Raw genomic sequence first — 23,352 nt, 5'->3', positions numbered from 1 at the left:
GCGAAGCCGGATACAACTGAAGCATGCAGACGGTCTCGCGTGCCTCCTTCGGCGGATCCCTGCTGCTCGCCGGAGCAGCAGGCTTCGTCGACGCGATCGGCTTCATCCTCTCCGGCGGCCTCTTCGTCTCGTTCATGAGCGGCAACTCGACGCAGGCGGGGGTCGAGGTCAGCCGGGGCGAGGTGCAGACCGCAGCGGTCGCGCTGAGCCTGGTGGCCGGCTTCGTCCTCGGCGTGCTGGCCGGCCGGGTGCTCGGGCTCCTCACGGAGCGCGTGCGGATCGGTGGGAGGATCCTCGGCCTGGGCGCGGCCCTGTTCGCGGCCACGGGGATCGTCGCGCTGTGGCCGCACCCCGGCTACTCGCTCGCCGCCCTCGCCGCGGTCATGGGCGCGATGAACACGCTCTTCATCGTCGCCGGCCGCGCGCAGGTCGCGATCACCTACGCGACCGGAACACTCGTGAGCCTCGGTATCGGCCTCGCGGACCGCATCGTCGGCGGTCACCGCGGCGGATGGGTCCGGCCGCTCCTGCTCTGGGCCTCGATCACCCTCGGCGCGCTGCTCGGCTCCCTCGCCTGGCGTGCCATGGGCGCGCTCGCCCTGCTCGTGGCGGCGGGAGCGCTCTGCGTGCTCGGCCTGGCCCAGATCATCCGCGCCGTGGCGCGCGTCGATTCGCGATCGCGCCCGGTTCGCCGATAGCGTTGAAGGGTGCCGCGGGGTGGAGCAGTTCGGTAGCTCGCCGGGCTCATAACCCGGAGGTCGTAGGTTCAAATCCTGCCCCCGCAACGATGAGATTGGCCCCCGATCAGGTGTTTTGCACCAAATCAGGGGCCTTTCGCTTGCCCGAAATGGGCCCTCAGAGTCGAACTACGCTAAAGGCTACGCTAAAGCAAATATCTCGTGATACTGCGGGATACCCTCGAGATTACGCGGGCCTGAAGCGCATATGGTCTGTTCCGCCCAGTGCTTCTGCGCCTCATGTGGACGACGGATGGGCCTGTCCGGAGCGGATCGGCGAACGGGCTGAACGGCTGGCGCAGGCCCGACGCGGGTCTGTGACATGTGCCCTGCCCCCGCTTCGCGGGCGCAGGGCACCGCCATGTCGCAGGAGCTGCGCCGGGCGGGCGTCGCTGGCCGCGCAAAAGGGTGTACGCAGGGATCGGGGCGATTCGACGGCGGAGAACCGCAGAATCACGCGGCAGAAGCGGCCGCAGGGCTGCCCCGACGTGCGTACATCCTTTTGGAACGCGGCGATGCAAAAGGGTGTACGCAGGATTTAAGGCGAATGAGGGAGCGAAAACCGCAGAATCGCGAGGCAGAAGCAGGTCGCGGAGCTGCCGAGAGCGCGTACACCCTTTTGGAGCGTGTGAGGCAAAAGGGTGTACGCACTTTGGTACATGGCTGCGGCGGGCTCGCGACTAACTCGCGTGCGTGCGCGTGCGCAGAACGCTGGTAAACCAGGAAAACTGCTCGTCCGGGCGATTGCTCGGGTTTCGGTGGGGCATGGTGTGCGTACACCCCTTTTGCTCGAATCTCGACTCTTAGGCTCTCGTCTGAAGCTTTGCGGAAGTGGTACGTTTCCGCTGCCGCATTTGGCTTCTCCAGCTGTGCCTTACCCCATTCCTTCAACAGGGTCCGAAGATGCCCCGACTTACCTCCTGCGGCCCCGCACCTTCGGGACACCACTAACGGCCCGAAGGTGCGCCTCAATCGACTCGGACACCGCTCACCCGCACGCAACGGATGACCGGCCCCTTGGGTTCGCTTACTTCTAGACCTTTCGAGGCACATGTCCAGTGGCTTTAGACATCGGCCCGGCTTGACATGCGTACGCTCGAAGTCCCAGCGTTCGCTTGGGTAGACGCCGATAGACGTTGCTGACGCCCTCCCTGCCTCAGATACTGTTAAAGCAAGAGACGAACTTCATCGCAGGCAGGAACCCCTACTAGATGAGCGCAACGCTACTGCAATCGCTTCGGGATCATCTTCTCGATGAGTCCCAATCCCTCGCAGGTCTGCTGCGGAAGTGTTTGATGCTGGGGGCTGACACCGGATCAAATTCTTTGAGGGAATGGGCTCGACGTGAGCTCAACGGCTATGGCGACGAAGATGAGGTTCCGGCATACCGCCACATCCCCGTTCCGGTCATAAGGATGAGTTCGATTAGTGGCTTCACTGTGGTCAACAACCAGAGAATTAGTCGCTTTGAATTACCGAGTGCTGCGATAGAAGGCGTTCCCGAAGAGCTTCATCTACGAGAAGCAGTGGAGGAGCTGGAGTCTTACCTTGCGATGCCCACACTCGCCTTCACGCATAACAGCTTGGTATACGCTCAGATGGTTTGGAACGAAGAACTGGATGAGTATCAGCAGGTTACTGGGCTGCATTTCGAGACGACTACCTCCGCAATTGCGGGAATACTCGGCAGGATTCGGACACAACTGTTCGATGTTGTCGCCGATCTGACCTCAACCACACCTATGTCGGAGCTCCCGCGCAAGGATCAAGTGGATGCCGCGGTTGGTCAGCACATTGGAACGCAATACATCACCACAATCCACGCTGCCAACGGGCCTACAGCGATAGGCAGCGGCGCAGAAGCAAAGGCGAAGAGGTTGAGTATCGAAGATGCCCTCAAGCTCCTAGACGCCGTGCGCGAAGCGTCGAGCGAGGTGGATGAATCACATGAGCTCATCGAGGCAGTTGAAGACCTTCGTAGAGAAGTAGCCTCAGCGGCGCCCGACACGGGCGCGGTAATTAGGAAGGCCGGGCGTCTAAAATCCGTCGCCGCCAAGATCGGCAACGGAGCCCTCATTGCGGCCACAGGAGGAGCGGTTGAAGCCTTTACAGGACTCGCCCTAAGCGGTGTTTTCAGCTGAGCGATCGCTAGGAGCGAGTCGAATCAGCGCTGACCAATCAGATGACCAAACCTACTTCGTAGTAGCGGGAACTCACGCGGGTTGGCACCGTTATCCAGAGCCTCCTGGACGTCGTCGACGATCTGCTGCAAGTCGTCATCGTCAAGTGCAATGACGAAGCCGTGCTGATCAGCAGACACACTCCTGCACCTAGCATCCATGCGCTCCCTGTTGGAGATATGACGTGCTACGAGCAGTCCCACTTTGCCTTGGTTGGGCCCGAGCCTCATGGCGATTTGATCAACCTCTGGGTTACCGGGATCTTCTTCGTAGTTCTTGCATTCAACGGCGATTACAGCGCTGGAGTAGTTAAGGGACAGCCATCGGAAAAAGCCGTCGCCAGCAACATTGTCATAAGTAATGTCAATGCGCTTCAACCCGCCGTGCTGCGGAGTCTCAAGATGTTCATTGCCGAGGCTCGCCGCGAAAAGCGCCGTGAGCAGAGCCGCCACCGCTCGATGATAGGGAGTCGCACCCGCTCTTCCCGGTTGAATCGAGCGGACAGTATCTAGCAGCTCGTTCAGATCCGGGACTTCATCGCCCACCTGCTTGGATAGTTGGGCATTATCGAGACCGACCTTCGGGTCCTTGTTGTCGGCGCGATAGTTATCCATGCCCTGGGGGTACTCCTCGGCATGCCTAGCAATGGCGGCCTTCGTCGTACCGAGATGCTTATCGAGTTCCGTGAGTTTCACGTCTAGGCGCTCGTTCTTCTTTCCAGCAGCAATGAGCTTCACGAACTCAGAGGCAACGCCCTTGCTCAGTTCTGAGTCGACATAGAAAGGGCGGATGTAGTTTCTGAAGAACTTGTCCTTGTCCAGCTCCGGCTTCACCCTCACGATCGACCTCGGGACCAAGAGAAGGGCACCATCAGGGCCGCGAGGTAGGTCATGCTCCGCGCCAGGAAGCCACGCCCGAGTGGCCGAATCCCAGGTCGGATCTGTGAACTGCAGCTCTGTCTTCACCCCATGGAACTCGCACTGGTTCTTCGTGTAGGCGATCAGCTGCGTTCGGATGAGGCATGTCGTTATGTCACTCAGGATGTCGACACCGATGCCATCCACGAAGAGGATGCTCTCCTCAAGATCCGCCAGAAGACCGCTCTTGATGGCACGGCTCCGCTGGAGCGCAGATATGAGCTCCTGGGCCTTTTTCTCGCTCCCGAGCGACCTTCCGCGAGATTTGCCTTCGCTTTCCCCAAGATGCGTCTCATTGGGCTCAGAGAGCGGCACGATGAGCTCACGAATCCGAGATGCGTCTTTCGATCTGACTGCACCGAGCAGAGAGTCGAAGTACGTGGTGATCGACACCTGGCAGGAAGCGATCCACTCACCCTGCTGAGTCCGTATCGCATGGGGGTCGATGTAGACCGGCGAGTCTTCCCGCACATCTATGTTGACGAAATCCAGCGATGACTGAGTCAGGCCGAGATTGAAATAGTCCGAGAAGCGCTGCATTTTCCGCCTTTGGTAATGCCCTGTACGAGTACTTCGCATTCTAGTGTTCGGGCACTCTGCGGCCTAGCAGGCCGCTATCCAAGTACGGGTGTCCGTGTCGCTCGCGTAGCTCGGTCGGCGGGTGCCCGCCTCCGGCGGGCCGGGATAGGGGGGTGATCGGATCACCAGCCAAAGGACCCCCACCATGTCGAACACCGCAATCGCCCCAACGCCCGCCGCGCAGTCCGTCGCGGCCCCCGACCGCCACGAGGCGCTCTCAGCCGTCTCGTTCCTCGTCGCATTCCTCGGGCTCTGGCTCGTCGCGATCCCGCTGGGGCACGTCGCGGGCGGCCGTGCCAGGAAGCGCGGCGCCAGCACCGCGTTGCGCTCGTCGTCGGCTACCTCAGCGCTGCCGTCACCGTCGTCGTGATCGTCTGGTTCGCCATCCCGTTCGCGACGCTCCCGCAATAGCCACCACAGCCCGAGCGCCTCCCCGCGGGGAGTGCGCTGGGGAGAGCACAGAACCCCCACGGCTGGCGCCGTGGAGGTTCTGCTTTTGCTGGAGGGTGCTCGCCGGTCAGGCCTGCTTGCCCGCGCCCCGCCCGGCTTCAGGCCCTTCGTGCCCTTGCCGCCCTTGCCGCCGGACTTCGGCGGAGCGATGCGCCTCTTCGACTTGTTCACGGTCTTGCTGCGGCGGTCGACGCTGCTGGAGCGGTCGACCGACGTGCTGGACACGTTCGTCGTCGAGAAGGTGCGCTGCGGCGCGGCCGGGCGCGGGGCAGCGGGCGTGCTCCTCGGGACGCTCGCGTTCTTCGGAGCGGCCTGGGGAGCCTTCGCGGGAGCCTTCGCCCCCCCCCCCCCTGCGATGCGGCCTTGCCCGCACCGCCTGCCGCTCCGCCGGTCGACGAGGCCGCTCCCGCGGCGTTCGCGACGGTGCCGCCGACCTGCGAGACCTGCTGGGCGTTCTCGGCGTGCTTCGTGCTCGGCTTGTCGAGCGACGAGTGTCCCACGTCCTGCCCGGCTCGAACGCGGCCGCCCGCGCGGTGCGCGGACGGCCGCGGGGAGGCGACGGGCGATCAGCCCGCGAGGTCGATCTCGCGCCACTCCCCCGTCGCCGCGTCGGTCGGCATGCCGTCGAGGATCCGGATCGAGCGCCGCTCGGGATCGGTGACGATCGTCGCGAGGGTCGCCCAGCGCTCCCCGTAGCCCTTCGCCATGTCGGCGTGGCAGGTGAGCGGCGGCTGCCCCTCGCCCGAGACGAGCAGTTCGACGAGCGCCGCGGTGTCGGCGGGGCCGCCGTCGGCGATCCGCTCGCGCACGAGCGCCAGCCGCTCCGACGAGTCGGGTTCGTAGATCTCGGACTTCTGCCCGCCGAGCGGCTCCGCGTCCTGGAAGTGGTTGGTGCGCTGCACCGATCCCGCGACCTCCTCGATCACGAAGACGCCCGCGGGACTCATCTCGACCGAAACCGCGCGGTCGGCGTCGAGCATGGTGAACGCCGACGACGACGCGATGGGTGCGCTGCGGATCAGCGCGATGGCCTCGTCCACCGAGGCGCACTCGGTCAGCACGATCGACGACAGCACGTGCATGGGCCCGCCCGACGGACCGTCCTCGCGGTGGCCGAGGATGTTGAAGTGCAGGGCGAGTCCCGCCTCGTTCACGCCGATCTTGCTGACGATGCCCTGCTCGGTGAGGCCCGCGTAGCGGTAGCCCGGTCCGTCGACCTCGTGCGTGTGCCAGAACGGGGCCAGCTCGATGTGCCAGTCCCAGGTCTGCACCGCGCGGTGCCGGCCGTCGATCACGGCGGTCACGGTCGAGCACTCGCTCGAGGCCGCCTTGCCGAGGGCGAGGACCTCGGTGCGCGCGTTGAGCGCGACCACCTGGGCGAGGGTCAAGCCCGAGCCCTCCGCGATCCCGGCGAGCTCCTCGACGACCGCGGGACGCCAGGCGGCGAGCGCCGCGATGACGCGCTCGGCGCCCTGCCGTTCCGTCTCCTCGTCGACTCCGAGGATCCGGAACAGCTCGGCGTACTTCGCGTAGGCGGCCGGAAGCGAATCCCGCAGCTGCGATCCGCGGCTGCGCCCGAGCTCAGCACGGGTCTCTCCCGAGACTCGCAGGTGAAGACGCTCGGTGGTGGTCATGGTGATCCTCTCGGTTCGGTGGAATGGTGCGGGCCGGTCGGCGGAGCGCCGACCGGCCCGCGGGGCCCGGGGGCCCGGGGTCAGACCGCGGCGCCGCCCAGCAGGGCGTCGCGCAGTCCGCGCTGCGGCTTCCAGCCCGGCCTGGGGGCCGAGGCGATGAGCAGTCGGGTGTAGGGCTCCTGCGGTCGGTCGAGCACGTCGCTCACCGTGCCGCGCTCGATGATCCGGCCGGTGCGCATCACGACGACGTCGTCGGCGATGTCGCGCACCACCGAGAGGTCGTGCGTGATGAACAGGTACGACAGACCGTGCTCGGCGCGCAGCCGCTTGAGCAGGTCGAGCACCTGGGCCTGCACCGACACGTCGAGGGCCGAGACGGCCTCGTCGAGCACGATGATCTTCGGCTCGGCCGCGAGCGCACGGGCGATCGCGACGCGCTGCTTCTGCCCGCCCGAGAGGGCACCGGGCTTGGCGTCGGCGTGGCGCTCGGTGAGGCCGACCTCGTCGAACAGCTCGAGCACGCGGGCGCGGCGCCCGGCGCGATCGAGATCGGGGCGGTGCGCGCGCAGCATCTCGTCGATGGTCGCCGAGACGGGCAGCGAGCGGTTCAGGGATCCCTGAGGGTCCTGGAACACCATCTGCACGAGCTTGGCCCGCTCGCGGAGCGCGCTCCGGGCGGTGGTCGGCTTGACCTCGGTACCGGCGATGCGCACCGAGCCGGAGTCGGCGCGCTCGAGGCCGACGACCACGCGGGCGAGGGTCGACTTGCCCGATCCGGACTCGCCGACGACGGCGAGGCAGGTGCCCGGCCGCAGCTCGCACGTCACGTCGTCGAGCGCGGCGACGCTCGCGCCGCGTCCGAGCTTGAAGGTGCGCTTCAGGTGCTCGACCTGGATGATCGGCTCGCTCATGCGTCCGCCTCCTCGTTCGTGCCGTGATCCGTTCCGTGATCCCCACCGCGGTCAGCACCACGGTTCGCCTCGTGCCCCTCGGGGTACAGCATCGGCCGCGCCGCCATGAGGGCCCGGGTGTAGTCGGTCTTCGGGTGGTCCCGGATCTCCTCCGGGGTGCCGACCTCGAGGATCTCGCCGTCCTTCATCACGGCGAGGCGATCGCAGACCGCGGCCGCGAGGTCGAGGTCGTGCGTCACGAAGATCATCGAGAGGCCGTGCTCGCGCCGCATCTCGTCCAGGATCGCGACGACCTCGGCCTGAGTGGTCACGTCGAGCGCGGTGGTGGGCTCGTCGGCGAGCAGCAGCTTCGGCTCGCCCGAGATCGCTCCCGCGATCACGACGCGCTGCAGCATGCCGCCCGAGAGCTGGTGCGGGTACGAGGCCAGCACGCGATCCGTGTCGGTGATCCCGACCTGGCGCAACAGTTCGGCCGCGCGCTCGCGCGCTTCGGCCTTCGGCAGGTTCCGGGCGTCGCTCATGCCCTCGATGAGGAAGCGCTCGACGGGCAGCACCGGGTTGAGCGCGCCGTGCGGGTTCTGCGCGATGAGCGCCAGGTCGTTGGCGCGGATCCTCCGCAGCACGTCGCCGGACGCGGCCAGCAGGTCGGTGCCGTCGAGCTCGACCCGCCCCTCGACCCGCGCCCCGGAGGGCTCGATGCCGAGGATGCACTTGAGGGTCATGGACTTGCCAGAGCCGGATTCCCCGACGAGGCCGAGCGCCTCCCCCTGCTGCAGCGCGAGCGTGCTGCCGTGCAGGATCTCGGTCTCATGCCCGGTCTCGGGGTCGACGACGGTGAGGACGAGGTCTTCGATGTTCAGCATCAGCGGGTCCTTCCTGCCGCGCGGCGGCCGCCGAGCTGCTCGCCGACGTAGCCGAAGGCGGCGACGGTGATCACGATCGCGAGACCGGCGAAGACGCTCTGCTCCCAGAAGCCCTGCTGCAGCGAGGCCTGTCCGTTCGAGACCATGAGGCCCCAGTCGGGGGTGGGCGGCTGCACGCCGAGCCCGAGGAACGAGAGCGCGGCGAGCTCGATCATGGCGTAGCCGAAGTTGATGGTCATGCCGGTGAGGATCTGGGTGCGCACGTTCGGCAGGATTTGCCGCACCGTGATGAGGAACCCGGAGATGCCCTGCAGCTGCGCCGACGAGACGTAGGGCAGGCCGCGCTCGCGGAGCGCGACGGAGCGGATCACTCGGGCGGAGTACGGGGTGAAGCCGATGGCCAGCGCGATGGACGCGGTGAGCAGCGACGGTCCGAAGATCGCGACCGCGAGGATCGCGAGGAGCATGTTGGGGAATGCGAAGAGGATGTCGAGCACGCGGCTGATGAGCGCGTCGACCTTGCCGCCGAACCAGACCGCCGTGAGGGCGAGCGTGGTGGCGAGCGTCGCCGCGATGAGCACCACGAGCGTCGGCCCGAGGAGGCTCGTACGCGCACCCCAGATGATGCGCGAGAAGATGTCGCGCCCCGACTGGTCGGTGCCCATGAGGTGCGCGAGGCTCCACGCCTCGTGCCGGCCGGTGACGCTGCCCGCGAAGGGATCCTGCGGGGCGATGATCGGCGCGAACACCGCCATCAGCACCACCAGCACGATGATCGCGAGGCTGACCACGCCCACCGGTCCGAGACGGCGCACGAAGCGGCGCCAGCCCGAGATCGGGGCGTCCGCGCGGTGCTTGCGGATCAGCTGCACCGCGACCGTGTCCTGGGACCGGGTGTTCGTGCCCGGCCCGCCCTTGAACTTCCGCTCGTTCATCGTGCCGACACTCCCTTGCTCAGCCGAACGCGTGGGTCGATCACCGCGTAGAGCAGGTCGACGATGAGGTTGATGATGCCGAAGGCGAGCACCATGATGAGGGCGATCGCCTGCACCACCGCGAAGTCCTTCTTCTGCACCGAGTTCACGAGCAGCGCGCCGAGCCCGTCGAGGGTGAAGGCGTACTCGATCACGAACGCGCTGGCGAGCAGGCCGGCGATCTGGGTGCCGAGCACCGTGCTCACGGGGAGCATCGAGTTGCGGATCGTGTGCCGCCACAGCACGAGCTGCTTGGGCACGCCGCGCGCGATCGCCATGACCACGTGCTCGGATCCCTGCTCCTCGCGCACCGCGGTGCGCGTGATGCGGGCCACGACGGCGATGCCGGGGAACGCGAGCGCGATCGCGGGGAGCGTGAGGTGCCAGAGCCGGTCGCCGAAGCCCGTTCCGGAACCCGACACCGGGAACCAGCCGAGGTTCGAGCCGAACACGAACATGAGGATCAGCGCCGCGAAGAAGGTCGGGACCGCGAAGCCCAGGTTCGAGCCGAACACGACGAGCTTCTCGAAGACGCCCGAGCGGGTCGCGGCGAGGACGCCGAGCCCGACGCCGAACACACCGATCAGGATCGCCGCGAACGCGGCGAGGAAGAGTGTGGTCGGGAGGCGGGAGGCGACGAGGGAGGCCACATCCTGCTGCGTGAGCAGGGAGCGGCCGAAGTCGCCCTGGATCACTCCGACCAGCCAGTGCCAGTAGCGGAGCAGGAAGGGATCGTCCAGGCCGTACTGCGCGCGGATCGCCGCGAGCACCTCCGGACTCACCGTGCGCCCCTGCACGAGGAACTGCTCGGGGCTTCCCGGGGCGAGGTACATGCCCGAGAACACGATGAAGCTGGACACGATGAGCACGGCGACGAGGGCGCCGAGCCGTTTCAGGACGTAGGTCATGGACGATCCCTTCCGAGGGTTCGCTTACTCGGCCGAGCCGAGGTCGGCGGCCCAGGGGTAGTACAGGTAGACGAACGATGCGGGGGCGCCGGTCACCTTCTTGTTCAGGTACATGCGCACCGCCAGGTCGTCGATCGGGACCCACGGCTGCTGCTGCATGACGAGCGCCTCGGCCTTCACCGTGAGCTCGGTGCGCTTCTTCACGTCCTTCTCGGCGAGCGCGGCGTCGAGCGCCGAGTCGACCTGCGGGTCGGAGAAGCCCGAGTAGTTCTGGTCGCTGCCGGTCTTCGCGACGCTGATGAGGTGCAGCAGCGGGTCCGGGGCGCTCAGGTAGTTGGTCGTGACGAAGCCGTCGAAGCCCTCACGGGCCTTCGGGTCCGAGAAGAAGGCGCCGAACTGCGCGCTGGGCACGCCGGTGGGCTGCAGCGTGAGGCCGAGCTCCTTCGCGCCGTTCGCCATCTCGTTCAGGATGTCGGCGTAGAAGCCGCGCTCCGACGGGTAGGCGATCTTGATCGGCTTCGACAGGTCGACCTTGGCGGCCTTCAGCTCCTCCTTGGCGGCCTTCACGTCGTAGCTCAGGTCGGGCAGTTCCTTGTCGCGGAGCTTCGCGGCGTCGGGGATCGCGTCCCACGGCGACTGCGGAACGACCGAGCGCGACGGAGTCGCGGTGCCCTCGTAGACGGTGTCGGCGATGGCCTGGCGGTCGGTGGCGCGGGTGAGGGCGCGGCGCACGGCCGGGTCGCCGAAGGTCCCCTTGCCGGTCGAGATGATGGCCATGATCTGCATGCCCTGGCCGTAGACCATCGCTCCGCTCGTGCTGCCCGAGAGCTCGCCGAGGGCCGGCAGCGGCACGTCGTAGGAGCCCTGGATGTCGCCGCTCTTCAGGCCGGTCGCGATGGCGGTCGGATCGACCACGAAGCCGATCTGGACTTCCTTGGCCTTCGCCTTCTTGTCGGCGTTCCAGTAGCCGTCGAAGCGCTTCAGCGAAATCGACTGCCCCTGCTTCCAGTCACCGGGAGTGTAGGAGAGCGGGCCGGTGCACATGACGCCGGTGTCGGGGTTGCCGTAGTTCTGGCCGGCCGCCTTGCGCTGCTTCTCCTGCACGACGACGCCGAGCACGGTCGAGAGCGAGGAGGGCAGGATCTGGTCGGGCGACTTGAGCGTGATGGTGATCTCGTGATCGCCGCTCTGCTCGACCTTCGCGATGTTCGCGGTGACGCCGCCGGTCCAGTAGCTACCCTCGGAGGGGTCGTTGTGGCGCTTCAGCGAGTAGAGCACGTCCTGCATGGTCATCGGCGAGCCGTCCCAGAAGGTGACCTTGTCGCGGATCCCGATCTTCCAAGTGAGCCCGTCGGTCGTCTCGGCCTTGGTCGCGAGGTTCGGCTTGATCGAGAAGTCGGGCTGCATCTGGAACAGCGGCTCGCAGAGGTTCGCCACGATCGTGTTCTCGGGGTAGTTGAACGCCTTGGCCGGGTCGAGCGTGGCGAGCTCGCCGTAGGTCGAGTTCCACGTCACCTTGTCGATGTCGCCCTTCGCCGCGGGCGTGGTCTGCTGCAGCTTGGAGTCGTCGACCTTCCCCTCGCTGCCGCCGCCGCGCGCGCCCGATGCGCACCCGGCGAGTGCCAGACCCGTGACTGCAAGGAGGGCGACTGCGACCCTCGTCTTCGCGAATTTCACGATGAGTTCTCCATTCGAAGTTTCGTCATTGAATCCCCTGACGTCCTGCGTGCGCCGGACGAGACCCGGGAGCGAGAGTAACACCCAAAACGATTTGGGCAAAACGTTTTGGGTATCACTTTTCGATAACGGGTCGATGCGGGCGCGAAGTCGAACGCGCATACGATGGAAGGGCCGGGAACGGGCTATCCTGACCGAGTGAAACCCAGTGGGAGACCGACGATCAAGGACGTGGCGAAGGCGGCGGGCGTCTCGCCGACCACGGTCTCGCACGCGCTCAACGGCAAGGGTGTCGTGCGCCGCGAGACCGTCCAGAACATCGAGCGGATCGCCGCCGAGATCGGCTACCGCCCCAGCGCGATCGCGCGCGGGCTGCAGAACTCCCGGCTCGGTCTCCTCGCCCTCGTGATCCGCCCCTTCCACAGCCTCGACACTTTCCTGCCCGAGGGCGTCGACTACTTCCTCCGCATCGCCGGCTCCGCGTCTCTGACCGCGATGGAGCACGGGTACAGCATGATGCTCGTCGACGACCCCACCCGTCCGGGAGTGCCGCTCAGCGCCCTCGCCGCCGACGCCTACATCGTGACCGAGCCGTTCGAGGACGACCCCGTGCTCACCATGCTCACCGAGCAGCGGATCCCGTTCGTCACCGTCGGCGCGGACCCCGCCCGGCGCGGCGAGTTCCTCGAGATCGACGAGGGTGCGGAGCAGCAGGCCAGCCTCATGATCTCCCACCTCGCCGAGGTCGGCGCGCGCCGCATCGCCCTGGTCACGGGCACCGACCGCAACGACTGGAACCTCGGCTCGATCCGCACGCTCGAGGCCTGGGCCGCCGAGCGCGGCCAGACGCCGCTCGTCTTCGCGATGCCCGAGGCCGAGGGCGAGCACGCCGGCGAGACGATCGTGTCGCACTTCCTCGACGGCGATCCCGAGGACCGCCCCGACGCGATCTTCTGCCTCACCGGCCGGCACGCCGCCGGCGTCACGGCCGCGGCGATCCGGCGCGGGATCCGCGTGCCCGAGGACCTCCTGGTCGCGGGCGGATCCGGCGCCATGCAGAACCGAACCTCGAGCCCCACCGTGACCACGCTCGACCTGCACCCCGAGGAGACCGCGCGGCGCGCGGTCGAGATCGCGGTGCGGCTCGCGGAGGGCCGCGACCTCGAGCTCCCGCTGACCGTCCCCTCGGCGACCCTCGACATCCGCGAGTCGACGACGCGGAGCTGACCCGACCGACACGCCGGGAGCGGAATACCGGAGCCCTCGCACCGGTTGCCCCTGTCATGGCCCAGACTCTCGAACCCGCGGAGACCGCGATCGACCGGGTGCTCTCGGGCGTCGACGCCCGACTGCTCCGGCAGCACCGGGTCGATCTGCGCGCCGGCGAACCCGTCGCGATCCCCGACGGCGCCGTCGCGCTCGTCTACGTGATCTGCGGCTCGCTCCGGGCCGAGTCGAGCGGGCGGGCCGCCGTCTCCGAGCACGGGATCCCCGGCTCCCTCGAAGTGGGCGACGCCCTGCTGTTCACGGACCCCCGCGCCGTGCTGCTGCACGCGGCGGAGGACGCGTTCGTGCTCGTCTCGTCCCTCGAACTCCCCGCGACGGACGACGGGATCCTCGGACTGCTGCCCGCGTCCCTGTACGTTCGGGACCTGCCCGGCAGCGATCCCGCGGTCGCCGCCCTGGCGGCGCAGCTGGGGCCGAAGCTCGGCAGCGACGACGATCTCTGCGCCGATCAGCCCGGCAGCTCCGTGGTGTGCCGCATGATGGCGAACACGGTGCTCGTCTCGGTGATCCGGGCGTGGGCGATCCGGGGCTGCGCACCGGCCGGCTGGCCGTCGCGCACGGGCGACCCGTTCCTCGACCGCGTCGTCGAGGCCGTGCACGCGGACCCCGGCCGCGAGTGGTCGCTCGAGGATCTCGCCCGCACCGGAGCCATGTCGCGCTCGGTGTTCGCCGAGCGCTTCCGCGGGGCGCTCGGGATCTCGCCCGCGAGCTACGTGGCCGAGGTGCGGATCCGGTCCGCGCAGGATCTGCTCGCGCAGGGCCGGGGCGTTTCCGAGGTGTCCCGCGCGATCGGATACGGATCCGACGAAGGCTTCAGCCGCGCGTTCCGGCGCCGCACCGGCCTCACCCCCTCGGCCTGGCGCTCCGACGCGCTGCTGCGGGCGTCGAGGGTCTGACCGCGACGCCCGCGCGGCATCCGCTCAGCGGCGCTGCAGGCGGTGGTGCGCCTCCGAGATCCGGTCCGAGAGACCGAATTGCACGGCGCCGAGCAGCAACAGGGCCGCCCCGACCGCGTAGACGGGGGCGATGCCCATCGCATCGACCAGCGCCCCGCCGATCCCCGCGGCGATCATGATCCCGCTCTGGAACCCGACCACGACGAGGCTGCCGCCCGCTTCGAGCATGTCGGGCATGCGGTGGCCCGCCCAGGTGTTCGCGATGAGCAACCACGAGGCGAAGAAGAAGCCCCAGACGAACACCGCGGCACCCGTGGCCCACAGGGATCCCGATGCGGCGATGACGAGCAGCAGGAGTCCCGCGATCACGACCGGCGTGAGCACCGCGAGCACCCGGTACGCGCGATCGACCACGAAACCGAACACGATGTTGCCGATCAGGCCGCCGACGCCGAAGAGGGCGAGCAGCACGACGATGGTGTCCGCCTCGACCGGAGTCCCGCCCTCCTGCACCCGCTCCAGCGCGACGCGCACGTAGGTGTAGGCGAGGAAGTGGCCGGTCACGACGAAGATATTGGCGATCACGCCGAAGCCGATCCCGGGACGGCGCAGCGCCGCGATCATCGTCGAGAGCTTCGCGGAGCGCTCCGCGGGCACCGCCGGGAGCAGCCAGCGCAGCACGACGGCGAGCAGCGCGCTCGCCACGGCCGCGACGGCGAACACCCCGCGCCAGTCGATGGCCTCGCTGAGCATCACGCCGAGCGGCACACCCGCGACGGTCGCGAGCGAGACGCCGGCCGAGTTGAACATGACCGCGCGCCCGAGCCGCTCAGGGCCCGCGATCTTCGCCGCGACCGAGATCGACATCGACCAGAACCCCGAGATCGCGGCGCCGAGCAGGAACCGGGCGAGGATCACGAGCAGCAGGTTCGGCGCGACCGCGACGAGCGCGTTCGACACCGCCGCGGTGATCGAGAGCCAGACCAGCAGGGAACGCCGGTCGAGACGCGGGAACAGCAGGCCGACCGTGGGTGCGGCGAGCAGACCCGCGAAGGCCGTGACGGCGACCATCTGGCCGGCCTGGCCCGAGGTGACGCCGAGTCCATCGGCGATCCGGGTGAGCATGCCGCTCGGCAGGAACTCCGCGGTGACCAGGAAGAAGCTCATCAGCATCATCGCGATCAGGGCGCCGTAGTTGAGGCGGCCCGGCTTCGCGTCTGCCTGCACGGGAACGATGGGGACGGGGGCGGTGGTGGTCATGGTTCCATGCTGGCCGAGCGCGGGCGGCGGCGCCCGACCTCGGGTCTGGGGCATCCGACCGATCGTCCGCCTACGCACCGACCACGCGCCCGCCGTCGACGAAGGTCGCGAGCACCGGGTTCACGGCCTGCGCCTCGGGCGGCAGGCCCATCGGATCCGCCGCGAGCACGGTGAGGTCGGCGACCGAGCCCGGCTCGAACCGCCCGCGCGGCGCATCCCCCGCGGCAGCGCCAGCGCCGGCGACATCGCCAGCGCCAGCGAACAGCCCCGCGGGCACGCTCGTCATGCTGCGGTAGGCCGCAGCGGCATCGATCTTCTGCTCGGGCTGGTGCTCCCCGCGATCCGGTTCGCCGACCGGCCGCCGCAGCTGGGCATCCGCGAGCGAGACCCGCGGGTCCCCGATCCCGATCGGCCAGTCCGAGCCGAGCACGACGGGCGCGCCCTGGGCGATCAGGTCGCGGATCCGCCAGCCGTGCGCGACCCGATCCGGCCCGATCCGACGCGACCAGTTGTCGCTCCCATCGGCCTCGGTGAGGCGGGTGGCGTGAGTCGGCTGGATGCTCGCGACCACGCCGAGCTCGGCGAAGCGGACGACCGTCGCGTCGGGGATCGACTCGATGTGCTCGACGCGGTGCGGCGCGGAGGGCGCGTGCCCGACCTCGGCGACGACGTCGAGCACGAAGTCGACCGCGGCATCGCCGATGGCGTGCGTCGCGGTCGGCACGCCGCGCTCGGTGAAGAATCGCACGGCCTCGCGGTAGGCGTCGGTGCTGCGCCACAGCGCCTCGTGGTTCTCACCCAGGCGATCCGGCTCGGCGAACCAGGCGGTGCCGTTGTCGGCCGTCCCGTCGAGCATGAACTTCGCCCCGTCGACCCGCCAGCGCCGTCCGCCGACCCCCTGCAGTGCTGCGATCCCGGCCCAGACCTCGGGCGTCGAGTCGGCGGGCACGAGCGGATAGATCCGCACCCGCACCGGCAGCTCGCCGCGCCGTTCGAGCTCCTCGTAGAGCTCGCGCGACGGCTCGTGGAAATCGAGCGCGTGCACCTCGGTGAGCCCGGTCTCGGCGAAACGCCGCAGCGCGTCCGCCAGGTAGTCCGCCTGCACCGCCAGCGGCGCCTGCGGCAGGTGGGCGAGCACCAGGTCCATCGCCTGCAGCTCGAGCACCCACCCGGTCGGCCCGCCCGCGTCGGCCACGATGGACGACGCGTCGGCGAAGACCTCGTCGCCCGTCAGCCCGATCCCGGCGACGACCGCGGGGCTCACGACGAGTGCGTGCGCGTCCCGGGTCATGAGCGACACGCGCCGCCCGGGCAGCCACTCCTCGAACACCCGCCCGTTCGGTTCGGCCCCCTCGAATGCGTTCACGTCGAGGTCGTAGCCGGTGATCCACGCATCGGGATCCGCCGCGGCGTGCGCCGCTTCGAGCCGCTCGCGCAGCTGCGCGAGCGAGGTCACGCCGCCGAGGCCGAGGCTGCCGCCCTGACTCTCGGACCCCCAGACGGGGTGGGTGTGGCAGTCGATGAGGCCGGGCAGGATCGCCGCGTCGCCGCCGAAGTCGATGACCTCGGCGTCGGGGTACGCCCGCTCCAGCTCTGCGCCGCCGACCGCGACGATGCGGCCGTCCGCGATCACGAGGTGCGTGCCGAGCGGCTCGGGCCGGCTCCCCGCGGGGCCGAAGTCGATCAGGTTCCCCGCTCGCAGGATCGTCTCGGCGTCGCTCACGGTGGCTCCTCGGGGTTCGGCGTCGCGCCGACGTCGCGGCACCTCTTGGTCGAGCGACCAATAACATGCGCAACGATACCCCCGAACCCCGCGAACGCTCAAGGGCCGGGCCGCGCGGGAAGCGCGGCCCGGCCCTTGCAGACGCCCGAAGCGACTACTTCACGCTGCCGGCGGTGAGCCCGCCGACCAGGCGCTTCTCGATCAGCATGAACAGGATCACCACGGGCAGGATCGCGACGAGCGACACCGCGAACACGTACTGCCAGCTCGTCTCGTACTGCCCCACGAACTTGGTCAGCGCGACCGAGAGCGGCTGATTGCCCGCGGTCTGCAGGATCACGAGCGACGCCGCGAACTCGTTCCAGCAGGCGACGAAGGTGAACACGATCGCGGTCACGATTCCCGGCCAGACGAGCGGCAGGTTGATCTTGAAGAGCACGGCGAAGCGGCCGGCCCCGTCGATCTGCGCCGCCTCGTCGACCTCCTTGGGCACGCCGGCGAAGAAGGAGTGCATGATCCAGACCGCGAACGAGAGGTTGAACGCCGCGTTCACGAAGATCATCGCGGCCCAGGTGTCGAGCAGCCCGAGCGCCGAGAACTGGCGGAACAGACCCGAGGTGAGCACCGCGGGCTGGAGCATCTGGGTCACGATCACGAGGAACAGGAAGACCATGCGGCCGGGGAACCGGAACCGCGCCGTGTAGTACGCCGCCGGGAGCGCGACGAGCAGCACGAGCAGGGTCGCGAACACCGAGATCACGATCGTGGAGATCAGGTTCTGCAGCAGCGGCGTCTCGGGCGTCGCCCACATCGACACGAAGTTGTCCCAGTGGAACTCCTTCGGGAAGTAGGTCGGGTCGACCGAGCGGATCTCGGACTTGGTCTTGACCGCCCCGAAGAACATGATCGTGTAGGGCAGCACGAAGATCACGAGCACGATGAGGCCCGCGAGCATGCGCAGGGCCATGCGGCCCGGGGTGACCCGTTCGGTGCGCACCTTCTTGGCGCGGCGCCCGACGGGCAGGGTCATGGTGCGGGTGCTGGGTTCGACGACGGCCACGGCTCAGACCTCCCGCATGGGCTTGACGACCTTCACGTACACCGCGACGATCACGATGACGATGATGAAGGCCACGACCGAGAGCGCGCTCGCGACGTCCACCCGGTGCTGGTTCTCGATGTACTTGAACACCATCGTCATGATCGTGTCGGCGTCGTAGCCCGGGATCGATCCCGTCATGACCTTCAGGATCGGCAGCGAGTTAAAGACGTTGATGATGTTGATGAGCGCCGCCACCGCGAGCGCGCTGCGCAGCTGCGGCAGCACCACGGTGAAGTATGTGCGGGCGGGCCCGGCACCGTCGACCTTGGCCGCCTCGAGCGTCTCGCTCGGCACCGTCTGCAGCCCGGCCAGGATCGTGTACGTGGTGAACGGCAGCGACACGAAGATCGCGACGATGATCGACCACATGAACGCGGTGCCGGGGTTGCGGGTCCAGCCGAAGCCCTCCGGCGTCGAGATGAGCCCGACGTCGACGAGGAACTTGTTGATGATGCCGAAGTACGGCTCGAGGCCGTAGTAGACGACCATCGTCGTCATGACCACGGAGGCCGCCCACGGGATGATGACCGCGAGGCGCACGATCTTGCGCCCCGGGAACGACTTGTTGAGCACCTGGGCGATCACGAGCGAGAGCAGGATCGTGATGCTCACGACGACCACGACCCAGAGGATCGTGCGGAAGAAGATCGGCCAGAAGGATTCGAAGGTGAAGACCGTGACGAAGTTGTCGAACCCGGCCGAGCCCTTGTCGACGCCCGACTGCGAGATGTGCCGGGTCGAGTTCCAGAACATGACGCCGGCCGGGAAGAAGACCACGGCGACGATGAGCACCAGGGCGGGCCCCACCCAGGGGAGTGCGCGGAGCAGCTCTCGCCCGCCGGAGGGGCGGCCGGAGCGCTTCGGCGACGGGGCGGAGCCGCCGGGGTCTCCCCCGGCGGCTCCGCTCGGAAGCGGTGACGATTCGATCGTGGTGCTCATGGTGTCGCGGTCACCGTTCCCTCTCGTTGCGGTTCGGACGAGCCGGCTCAGCCGGCGTCCGCCTGCTTCTGGATCTCGGTGAGCACCTGCTGGGCCGGCTTCTTCTCGAGCTGGCCCGCGAGCGCCTTGAACGCGGCGTCGGCGGACGACCACTTGGGGTTGGTCGACGGGTAGAACTTCGCGCTCGGCAGCACGTCGAGGAACGGCTTGAGCGATTCCTCGCTCGACAGCTGCTCGGATCCCGACTTGGTGACGGGGAGGAAGCCCTCGGCCTTGACCCACGGCACGTAGACGTCGGCGCTGTAGACGTAGTCGAAGAACTTGGTGATGGCGTCCTTCTTCTTGCCGTCGTTCTTGAACGCCATGAGCTGATCGGCGACGCCCAGCGTGAACGGCGAGCCGTCCTTGGTCGGGATCGGGACGATCGAGTAGTTCAGCTTCGGGTTGTTCTCCTTGATCTGCCCGACGGTCGGCGGCAGGCCGACCTGCATGCCGATCTTGCCCTGGACGAAGATGTCCATCAGCGGAGAGCGGTTGGTCGAACCGGGGTTCTTCTGCGTGGCGCCCGCGTCGATCATCTTCTTGATCTGCTCGGCGCCCGGCAGGTTCTTCGGGTCGTCGATGGTGAGCTTCTTCTCGTCGCCGAAGGATCCACCGCCGCCCCACATCCAGACCGCGGCTTCGGCCTGCGCCTCCTCGGAGCCGAGGGGCATGCCGTAGCCGGCGACGCCGCCGCCGAGCTTCGACACCTTGGTCGCCGCATCGAGCAGCTCGTCCCAGGTCTTCGGCGCGGCCGAGACCCCGGCCTGCTTGAGCAGGTCGTTGTTCACGAACAGCGCGCGAGCCGAGGCGATCCACGGCAGGGCGTAGGTCTTGCCGTTGAGCTGCTCGTTCTTGATGAAGGACTCCTGGAAGTCGCTGAAGGTGTCCTTCGAGGTCACCTCCGAGACGTCGTAGAGCAGGTCGTCGCCGGCGAAGCCGGCGAACGGGCCGCCGTTGTAGATGTCGGGGGCCTTGTTGCCGCTCACCTTGGTGGTGACGACGGACTCGAGGTTGTCCCAGGACTGCACCTCGAGGCTGACCTTGATGTCCGGGTACTTCTTCTCGAAGCCGGCGATCACGTCGTTCCAGAGCTTCTGGGTGTTGTCGGAGTAGCTCGGGACCAGCAGGTTGAGCGTGGTCTTCGATCCGGAGTCGCTCGATCCCCCGCCGCTCGCACCGCCGAACCCGCAGGCGCTGAGCGCCAGGCTGGCGGAGGCCGCGAGCGCGATCGCGCCGATCCTCACTGACTTCTTCATGTGTGCAGTTCCTCACCGTTGATGGAACACCGCCACGAAACCACGCGCCGGTGCGTGCATCGCACGCAGCCCTGCGCGCGATAGTGCCAACGAGCACTCGTTCCGCACGCGGCCCTGCGCTCGTCTGTCCCTCATCTTCGGGGTGGAGGAGATAATTCGTCAAGAAGGTGACCAAATTGTGACCTGTTGATCGTTCCCGTGATCGATTCACACGCCATCTTCACGATTCTCCAGATTCGCTCATTGTCCTGCGGGTTTTTGCGTGATTGAATCAGAAGCGATCATCTTTCACGCATCTCGCCACATCCTTCGGAGGAGCGCAATGACCGCCGCCCACACCCCCGGCGCCCACATGGCCGCCGAGATCGCCAGCCAGCCCGAGACCTGGGCGCGCGCCGAGCAGATGCGCGCCGAGCAGGCCCTGCTGCCCGCCCGCGGCGAGCGCGTCGCCGTGATCGGCTGCGGCACCTCCTGGTTCATGGCGCAGAGCTACGCCGTCCTCCGCGAGCGCGCGGGCCAGGGCGTCACCGACGCGTTCGCGGCGTCGGAGGCGTTCGTCGACCGCGGCTACGACGCCGTCGTGGCCCTCACGCGCTCGGGCACCACGAGCGAGGTGCTCGAGCTCGTCGGCGACCTCACGGCCGCGGGCGACGCACCTCGCGTCGTCGGCGTGATCGGCGACCCCGAGTCCCCGCTCGTCGACCTCGTCGACGACGCCGTGCTGCTCCCCTTCGCCGACGAGCAGTCGGTCGTGCAGACCCGGTTCGCGACCACCGCGCTCGCGCTGTTCCGCGCGTCCCTCGGCGAGCGCCTCGATACGGCCATCGCCGACGCCGCGACGGTCGTCGCGGCGGATCTCGATCCCGCGCTGGTGGCCGCCGAGCAGACGAGCTACCTCGGCATGGGCTGGACCGTGGGTCTCGCCCACGAGGCCGCGCTCAAGATGCGCGAGGCCTCGCAGTCCTGGACCGAGTCGTATCCGTCGATGGAGTACCGCCACGGCCCGATCTCGATCGCGGCCCCGGGGCGCGTCACCTGGCAGTTCGGGCCGGCCCCCGAGGGCCTCTCGGCGCAGGTCGCGGCGACGGGCGCCCGGTTCGAGACGAGCGATCTCGATCCGCTCGCCGACCTGGTGCGCGCGCAGCGGGTCGCGCTCGCGCGGGCCCTCGCGCGCGGGCTCGACCCGGATCAACCCCGCAACCTCACCCGATCCGTCATCCTGGAACCGTGACCCGATTGCCGAGCCTCCGCGCGGGCGAGCCCGTGCTCGCCTTCGACGTGGGCGGAACCGACATCAAGTCGGGCCTCGTCGATCCCTCGGGCGCGGTGCTCGGCCTGCGACGCACGGCGACGCCGCTCGACCCCGATGACGGGGCGGGCAACCCCGCGCGGATCGTCGCCCGGCTCGCGGAGCTGCGCGACGACTACCGCCGGGAGTTCCCCGAGGTCCGGCCGACGGCCGCGGGGCTCCTCGTCCCCGGGATCATCGATCCCGATCGCGGCATCGGGGTGTTCTCGAGCAACCTCGGATGGCGCGACGCTCCGATCCGCGACCTCGCGGAACAGCGTCTCGGCCTGCCCGTCGCGTTCAACCACGACATCCACGGCTCGAGCATGGCCGAGTACCGGCTCGGCTCGGCCGGGCGGTTCCGCGACGTCGTCGTCATGATCATCGGAACGGGGATCGCGGGCACCATCATCGTCGACGGCCGCGCCCACCTGGCGCAGGGCTACGCCGGCGAATTCGGCCACTCGCCCGTGGCCGACGGTCCCGTGTGCGCCTGCGGCGCGGTCGGCTGCCTCGAAGCGGTCGCCTCGGCCGGTGCCATCGCGCGCCGGTACACCGCGGCACGGTCGGCGGGTACCGCGCCCGCCTCCGGCGCCCACGACGTGCTCGCCCGGGCGCAGGCCGGCGACCCCGTGGCCGCGGAGGTCTGGGACAGCGCGGTCGATGCGCTGGCGCTCTCCTTCACGCAGATCGCCGCGTTCCTCGCCCCGGAGGCGATCATCATCGCGGGCGGCCTGAGCCGGGCCGGCGACGCCCTGTTCGCTCCACTGCGCGAGCGGGTGGAGCGCCGGCTCAGCTATCACCGGCGCCCCGAGATCCTGCCGGCCGAGCTCGGCGAGGACGCGGGCCTCGCCGGGGCCGCGCTGTTCGCGCGAGCCCGCGCGACGGCGACCGCGACGGTGACGGACGGTGGCGCCGCGTGACCGTCGTGACCGTCACCCCCAACCCCGCGCTCGATCTGACCTGGCGCGCCGAGCGCGTCGTGCCGGGCGGCAGCCACCGCGTGCCGGCCGCCGGGGTGCGCGCCGGCGGCAAGGGGCTCAACGTGACGCGCGTGCTGCACGCGCAGGGCGTCGCCGCCCGAGCGCTCACGACCGCGGGCGGCGCCACCGGCCGGATCTTCGCCGACGAGCTCGCCGAGAGCAGGGTGCCGCACCGGATCGTGCCGGTCTCGGTACCCACCCGGCGTTCCGCCGCCATCGTGGACGAGGCGCTCGGCGACACCAGCATCTTCAACGAGCGCGGCGAGAATCCGACCGCCGCGGAGTGGGCCGAGCTCGTCGCGGCCGCCGACGAGGAGCTCGAGCGGGCCTCCGTTCTCGTGGTCTCCGGCAGTCTGCCGCCCGGCGCCCCCGACGCGATCGTCGAGGTGCTCGTCGCGGCCGCGCACGGACGCGGCGTCCCCGCGGTCGTCGACACCTCGGGTCCGGCGCTGCTGCGCGCGGCCCGCGCGGGCGCGGACCTCGTCAAACCGAACCGCGAGGAGCTCGCGGACGCCACGGGTCTCGCGGACCCGATCGCCGGAGCCCTCGCCCTCATCGGACTCGGTGCGGGCGGCGTGCTCTGCTCGCTCGGGGCGGAGGGCATGCTGCTGATCGCCGGCCCGATCGCCGACGACGGCGCTCCCGCGGTTGCGCTGCGCGCCCGCCTCGCCGAACCGCTGGCCGGCAATCCCACCGGCGCCGGCGACGCCGCGGTCGCCGGCGCCGCCTCGGTGCTCGCCGCGGGC

The 23,352-nt window shown here is 68.7% G+C and carries 20 protein-coding genes and 1 tRNA gene; 9 read left to right on the top strand and 12 right to left on the bottom strand.

Annotation, left to right across the window (positions count from 1 at the left end):
* Positions 1-23: 23 nt before the first annotated feature.
* From XM48_RS03135 to XM48_RS17775, 3 genes are all read left to right on the top strand, one after another.
* Positions 24-698, top strand: a complete 675-nt coding sequence (locus XM48_RS03135; protein ID WP_046454329.1) for a YoaK family protein — start codon at positions 24-26, stop codon at positions 696-698.
* A 13-nt stretch (positions 699-711) separates the two neighbouring features.
* Positions 712-785, top strand: a tRNA-Met gene (locus tag XM48_RS03130).
* 1,163 nt (positions 786-1,948) lie between these two features.
* Positions 1,949-2,878 (top strand): hypothetical protein, encoded by a 930-nt coding sequence (locus XM48_RS17775; RefSeq protein WP_156174913.1) that lies wholly within the window; start codon positions 1,949-1,951, stop codon positions 2,876-2,878.
* A 23-nt stretch (positions 2,879-2,901) separates the two neighbouring features.
* Here XM48_RS17775 and XM48_RS03125 read toward each other — a convergent pair whose 3' ends face one another.
* The gene (locus XM48_RS03125) at positions 2,902-4,374 is read right to left on the bottom strand and encodes a hypothetical protein (protein WP_046454328.1); all 1,473 of its coding nucleotides are present in this window, start codon (positions 4,372-4,374) and stop codon (positions 2,902-2,904) included.
* 184 nt (positions 4,375-4,558) lie between these two features.
* Here XM48_RS03125 and XM48_RS03120 point away from each other — a divergent pair, with 184 nt between their 5' ends.
* Complete coding sequence (locus XM48_RS03120; RefSeq protein WP_046454327.1) at positions 4,559-4,783, top strand: hypothetical protein; 225 nt, start codon at positions 4,559-4,561, stop codon at positions 4,781-4,783.
* A 646-nt stretch (positions 4,784-5,429) separates the two neighbouring features.
* Here the strand turns inward: XM48_RS03120 and XM48_RS03115 are convergent.
* From XM48_RS03115 to XM48_RS03090, 6 genes are all read right to left on the bottom strand, one after another.
* Positions 5,430-6,497: a C45 family peptidase gene (locus tag XM48_RS03115; protein WP_052961259.1), complete on the bottom strand. Its 1,068-nt coding sequence runs from the start codon at positions 6,495-6,497 to the stop codon at positions 5,430-5,432.
* Positions 6,498-6,577: 80 nt separating this feature from the next.
* Positions 6,578-7,408 (bottom strand): ABC transporter ATP-binding protein, encoded by an 831-nt coding sequence (locus XM48_RS03110; RefSeq protein WP_046454326.1) that lies wholly within the window; start codon positions 7,406-7,408, stop codon positions 6,578-6,580.
* Complete coding sequence (locus XM48_RS03105; protein ID WP_046454325.1) at positions 7,405-8,271, bottom strand: ABC transporter ATP-binding protein; 867 nt, start codon at positions 8,269-8,271, stop codon at positions 7,405-7,407. Before XM48_RS03105 ends, XM48_RS03110 begins: the two co-directional genes overlap by 4 nt.
* A complete protein-coding gene (locus tag XM48_RS03100; protein ID WP_046454324.1) occupies positions 8,271-9,206 on the bottom strand; it encodes an ABC transporter permease in 936 nt (311 codons plus the stop codon). The genes XM48_RS03105 and XM48_RS03100 overlap by 1 nt, the downstream gene beginning before the upstream one ends.
* A complete protein-coding gene (locus XM48_RS03095; protein ID WP_046454323.1) occupies positions 9,203-10,153 on the bottom strand; it encodes an ABC transporter permease in 951 nt (316 codons plus the stop codon). The genes XM48_RS03100 and XM48_RS03095 overlap by 4 nt, the downstream gene beginning before the upstream one ends.
* A 24-nt stretch (positions 10,154-10,177) precedes the next feature.
* Positions 10,178-11,830, bottom strand: coding sequence for an ABC transporter substrate-binding protein (locus tag XM48_RS03090; protein WP_046454322.1), 1,653 nt, complete (start codon positions 11,828-11,830; stop codon positions 10,178-10,180).
* A gap of 198 nt (positions 11,831-12,028) precedes the next feature.
* Between XM48_RS03090 and XM48_RS03085 the strand changes: the two genes are divergently transcribed.
* Complete coding sequence (locus XM48_RS03085; protein ID WP_052961258.1) at positions 12,029-13,057, top strand: LacI family DNA-binding transcriptional regulator; 1,029 nt, start codon at positions 12,029-12,031, stop codon at positions 13,055-13,057.
* A 56-nt stretch (positions 13,058-13,113) separates the two neighbouring features.
* Positions 13,114-14,013 carry an AraC family transcriptional regulator gene (locus XM48_RS03080; RefSeq protein ID WP_046454320.1) on the top strand — a complete coding sequence of 300 codons (900 nt, stop codon included), beginning with the start codon at positions 13,114-13,116 and terminating at the stop codon, positions 14,011-14,013.
* 24 nt (positions 14,014-14,037) lie between these two features.
* Here the strand turns inward: XM48_RS03080 and XM48_RS03075 are convergent, their stop codons facing one another.
* From XM48_RS03075 to XM48_RS03055, 5 genes are all read right to left on the bottom strand, one after another.
* On the bottom strand, positions 14,038-15,273 hold the full coding sequence (locus XM48_RS03075; protein WP_046454319.1) for an MFS transporter: 1,236 nt from the start codon (positions 15,271-15,273) through the stop codon (positions 14,038-14,040).
* A gap of 70 nt (positions 15,274-15,343) precedes the next feature.
* Entirely contained in the window at positions 15,344-16,996 is a 1,653-nt protein-coding gene (locus tag XM48_RS03070; protein ID WP_197074129.1) for an amidohydrolase, read from the bottom strand.
* Between the two features lie 154 nt (positions 16,997-17,150).
* Complete coding sequence (locus XM48_RS03065; RefSeq protein ID WP_231580785.1) at positions 17,151-18,056, bottom strand: carbohydrate ABC transporter permease; 906 nt, start codon at positions 18,054-18,056, stop codon at positions 17,151-17,153.
* Positions 18,057-18,059: 3 nt separating this feature from the next.
* Positions 18,060-19,037, bottom strand: coding sequence for a carbohydrate ABC transporter permease (locus XM48_RS03060; protein ID WP_084820921.1), 978 nt, complete (start codon positions 19,035-19,037; stop codon positions 18,060-18,062).
* A gap of 47 nt (positions 19,038-19,084) precedes the next feature.
* On the bottom strand, positions 19,085-20,335 hold the full coding sequence (locus XM48_RS03055) for an extracellular solute-binding protein (RefSeq protein ID WP_046454318.1): 1,251 nt from the start codon (positions 20,333-20,335) through the stop codon (positions 19,085-19,087).
* Positions 20,336-20,657: 322 nt separating this feature from the next.
* On the opposite strand from XM48_RS03055, the gene XM48_RS03050 reads away from it, so the two are divergent.
* The 3 genes from XM48_RS03050 to XM48_RS03040 form a co-directional block, all read left to right on the top strand.
* Positions 20,658-21,566: an SIS domain-containing protein gene (locus XM48_RS03050; protein ID WP_046454317.1), complete on the top strand. Its 909-nt coding sequence runs from the start codon at positions 20,658-20,660 to the stop codon at positions 21,564-21,566.
* A complete protein-coding gene (locus tag XM48_RS03045) occupies positions 21,563-22,546 on the top strand; it encodes an ROK family protein (RefSeq protein ID WP_052961257.1) in 984 nt (327 codons plus the stop codon). The genes XM48_RS03050 and XM48_RS03045 overlap by 4 nt, the downstream gene beginning before the upstream one ends.
* The coding region (locus XM48_RS03040; protein ID WP_046454316.1) for a 1-phosphofructokinase family hexose kinase at positions 22,543-23,352 on the top strand (810 nt) is incomplete at its 3' end. The genes XM48_RS03045 and XM48_RS03040, both read left to right, overlap by 4 nt.

The sequence above is a fragment of the Leucobacter sp. Ag1 genome, assembly GCF_000980875.1.
In the GTDB taxonomy this organism is placed as follows: domain Bacteria; phylum Actinomycetota; class Actinomycetes; order Actinomycetales; family Microbacteriaceae; genus Leucobacter; species Leucobacter iarius.
The sequence above is the reverse complement of the archived record's forward strand: the minus strand, read 5'-3'. Positions and strand labels throughout refer to the sequence as shown.

What these genes read in the sequence shown, in the direction of transcription:
- XM48_RS03135 (WP_046454329.1), top strand. Translation starts at nt 24, where the DNA reads ATGCAGACGGTCTCGCGTGCCTCCTTCGGCGGATCCCTGCTGCTCGCC.
- XM48_RS17775 (WP_156174913.1), top strand. Translation starts at nt 1,949, where the DNA reads ATGAGCGCAACGCTACTGCAATCGCTTCGGGATCATCTTCTCGATGAG.
- XM48_RS03125 (WP_046454328.1), bottom strand. Translation starts at nt 4,374, where the DNA reads ATGCAGCGCTTCTCGGACTATTTCAATCTCGGCCTGACTCAGTCATCG.
- XM48_RS03120 (WP_046454327.1), top strand. Translation starts at nt 4,559, where the DNA reads ATGTCGAACACCGCAATCGCCCCAACGCCCGCCGCGCAGTCCGTCGCG.
- XM48_RS03115 (WP_052961259.1), bottom strand. Translation starts at nt 6,497, where the DNA reads ATGACCACCACCGAGCGTCTTCACCTGCGAGTCTCGGGAGAGACCCGT.
- XM48_RS03110 (WP_046454326.1), bottom strand. Translation starts at nt 7,408, where the DNA reads ATGAGCGAGCCGATCATCCAGGTCGAGCACCTGAAGCGCACCTTCAAG.
- XM48_RS03105 (WP_046454325.1), bottom strand. Translation starts at nt 8,271, where the DNA reads ATGCTGAACATCGAAGACCTCGTCCTCACCGTCGTCGACCCCGAGACC.
- XM48_RS03100 (WP_046454324.1), bottom strand. Translation starts at nt 9,206, where the DNA reads ATGAACGAGCGGAAGTTCAAGGGCGGGCCGGGCACGAACACCCGGTCC.
- XM48_RS03095 (WP_046454323.1), bottom strand. Translation starts at nt 10,153, where the DNA reads ATGACCTACGTCCTGAAACGGCTCGGCGCCCTCGTCGCCGTGCTCATC.
- XM48_RS03080 (WP_046454320.1), top strand. Translation starts at nt 13,114, where the DNA reads ATGGCCCAGACTCTCGAACCCGCGGAGACCGCGATCGACCGGGTGCTC.
- XM48_RS03075 (WP_046454319.1), bottom strand. Translation starts at nt 15,273, where the DNA reads ATGACCACCACCGCCCCCGTCCCCATCGTTCCCGTGCAGGCAGACGCG.
- XM48_RS03060 (WP_084820921.1), bottom strand. Translation starts at nt 19,037, where the DNA reads ATGAGCACCACGATCGAATCGTCACCGCTTCCGAGCGGAGCCGCCGGG.
- XM48_RS03055 (WP_046454318.1), bottom strand. Translation starts at nt 20,335, where the DNA reads ATGAAGAAGTCAGTGAGGATCGGCGCGATCGCGCTCGCGGCCTCCGCC.
- XM48_RS03050 (WP_046454317.1), top strand. Translation starts at nt 20,658, where the DNA reads ATGACCGCCGCCCACACCCCCGGCGCCCACATGGCCGCCGAGATCGCC.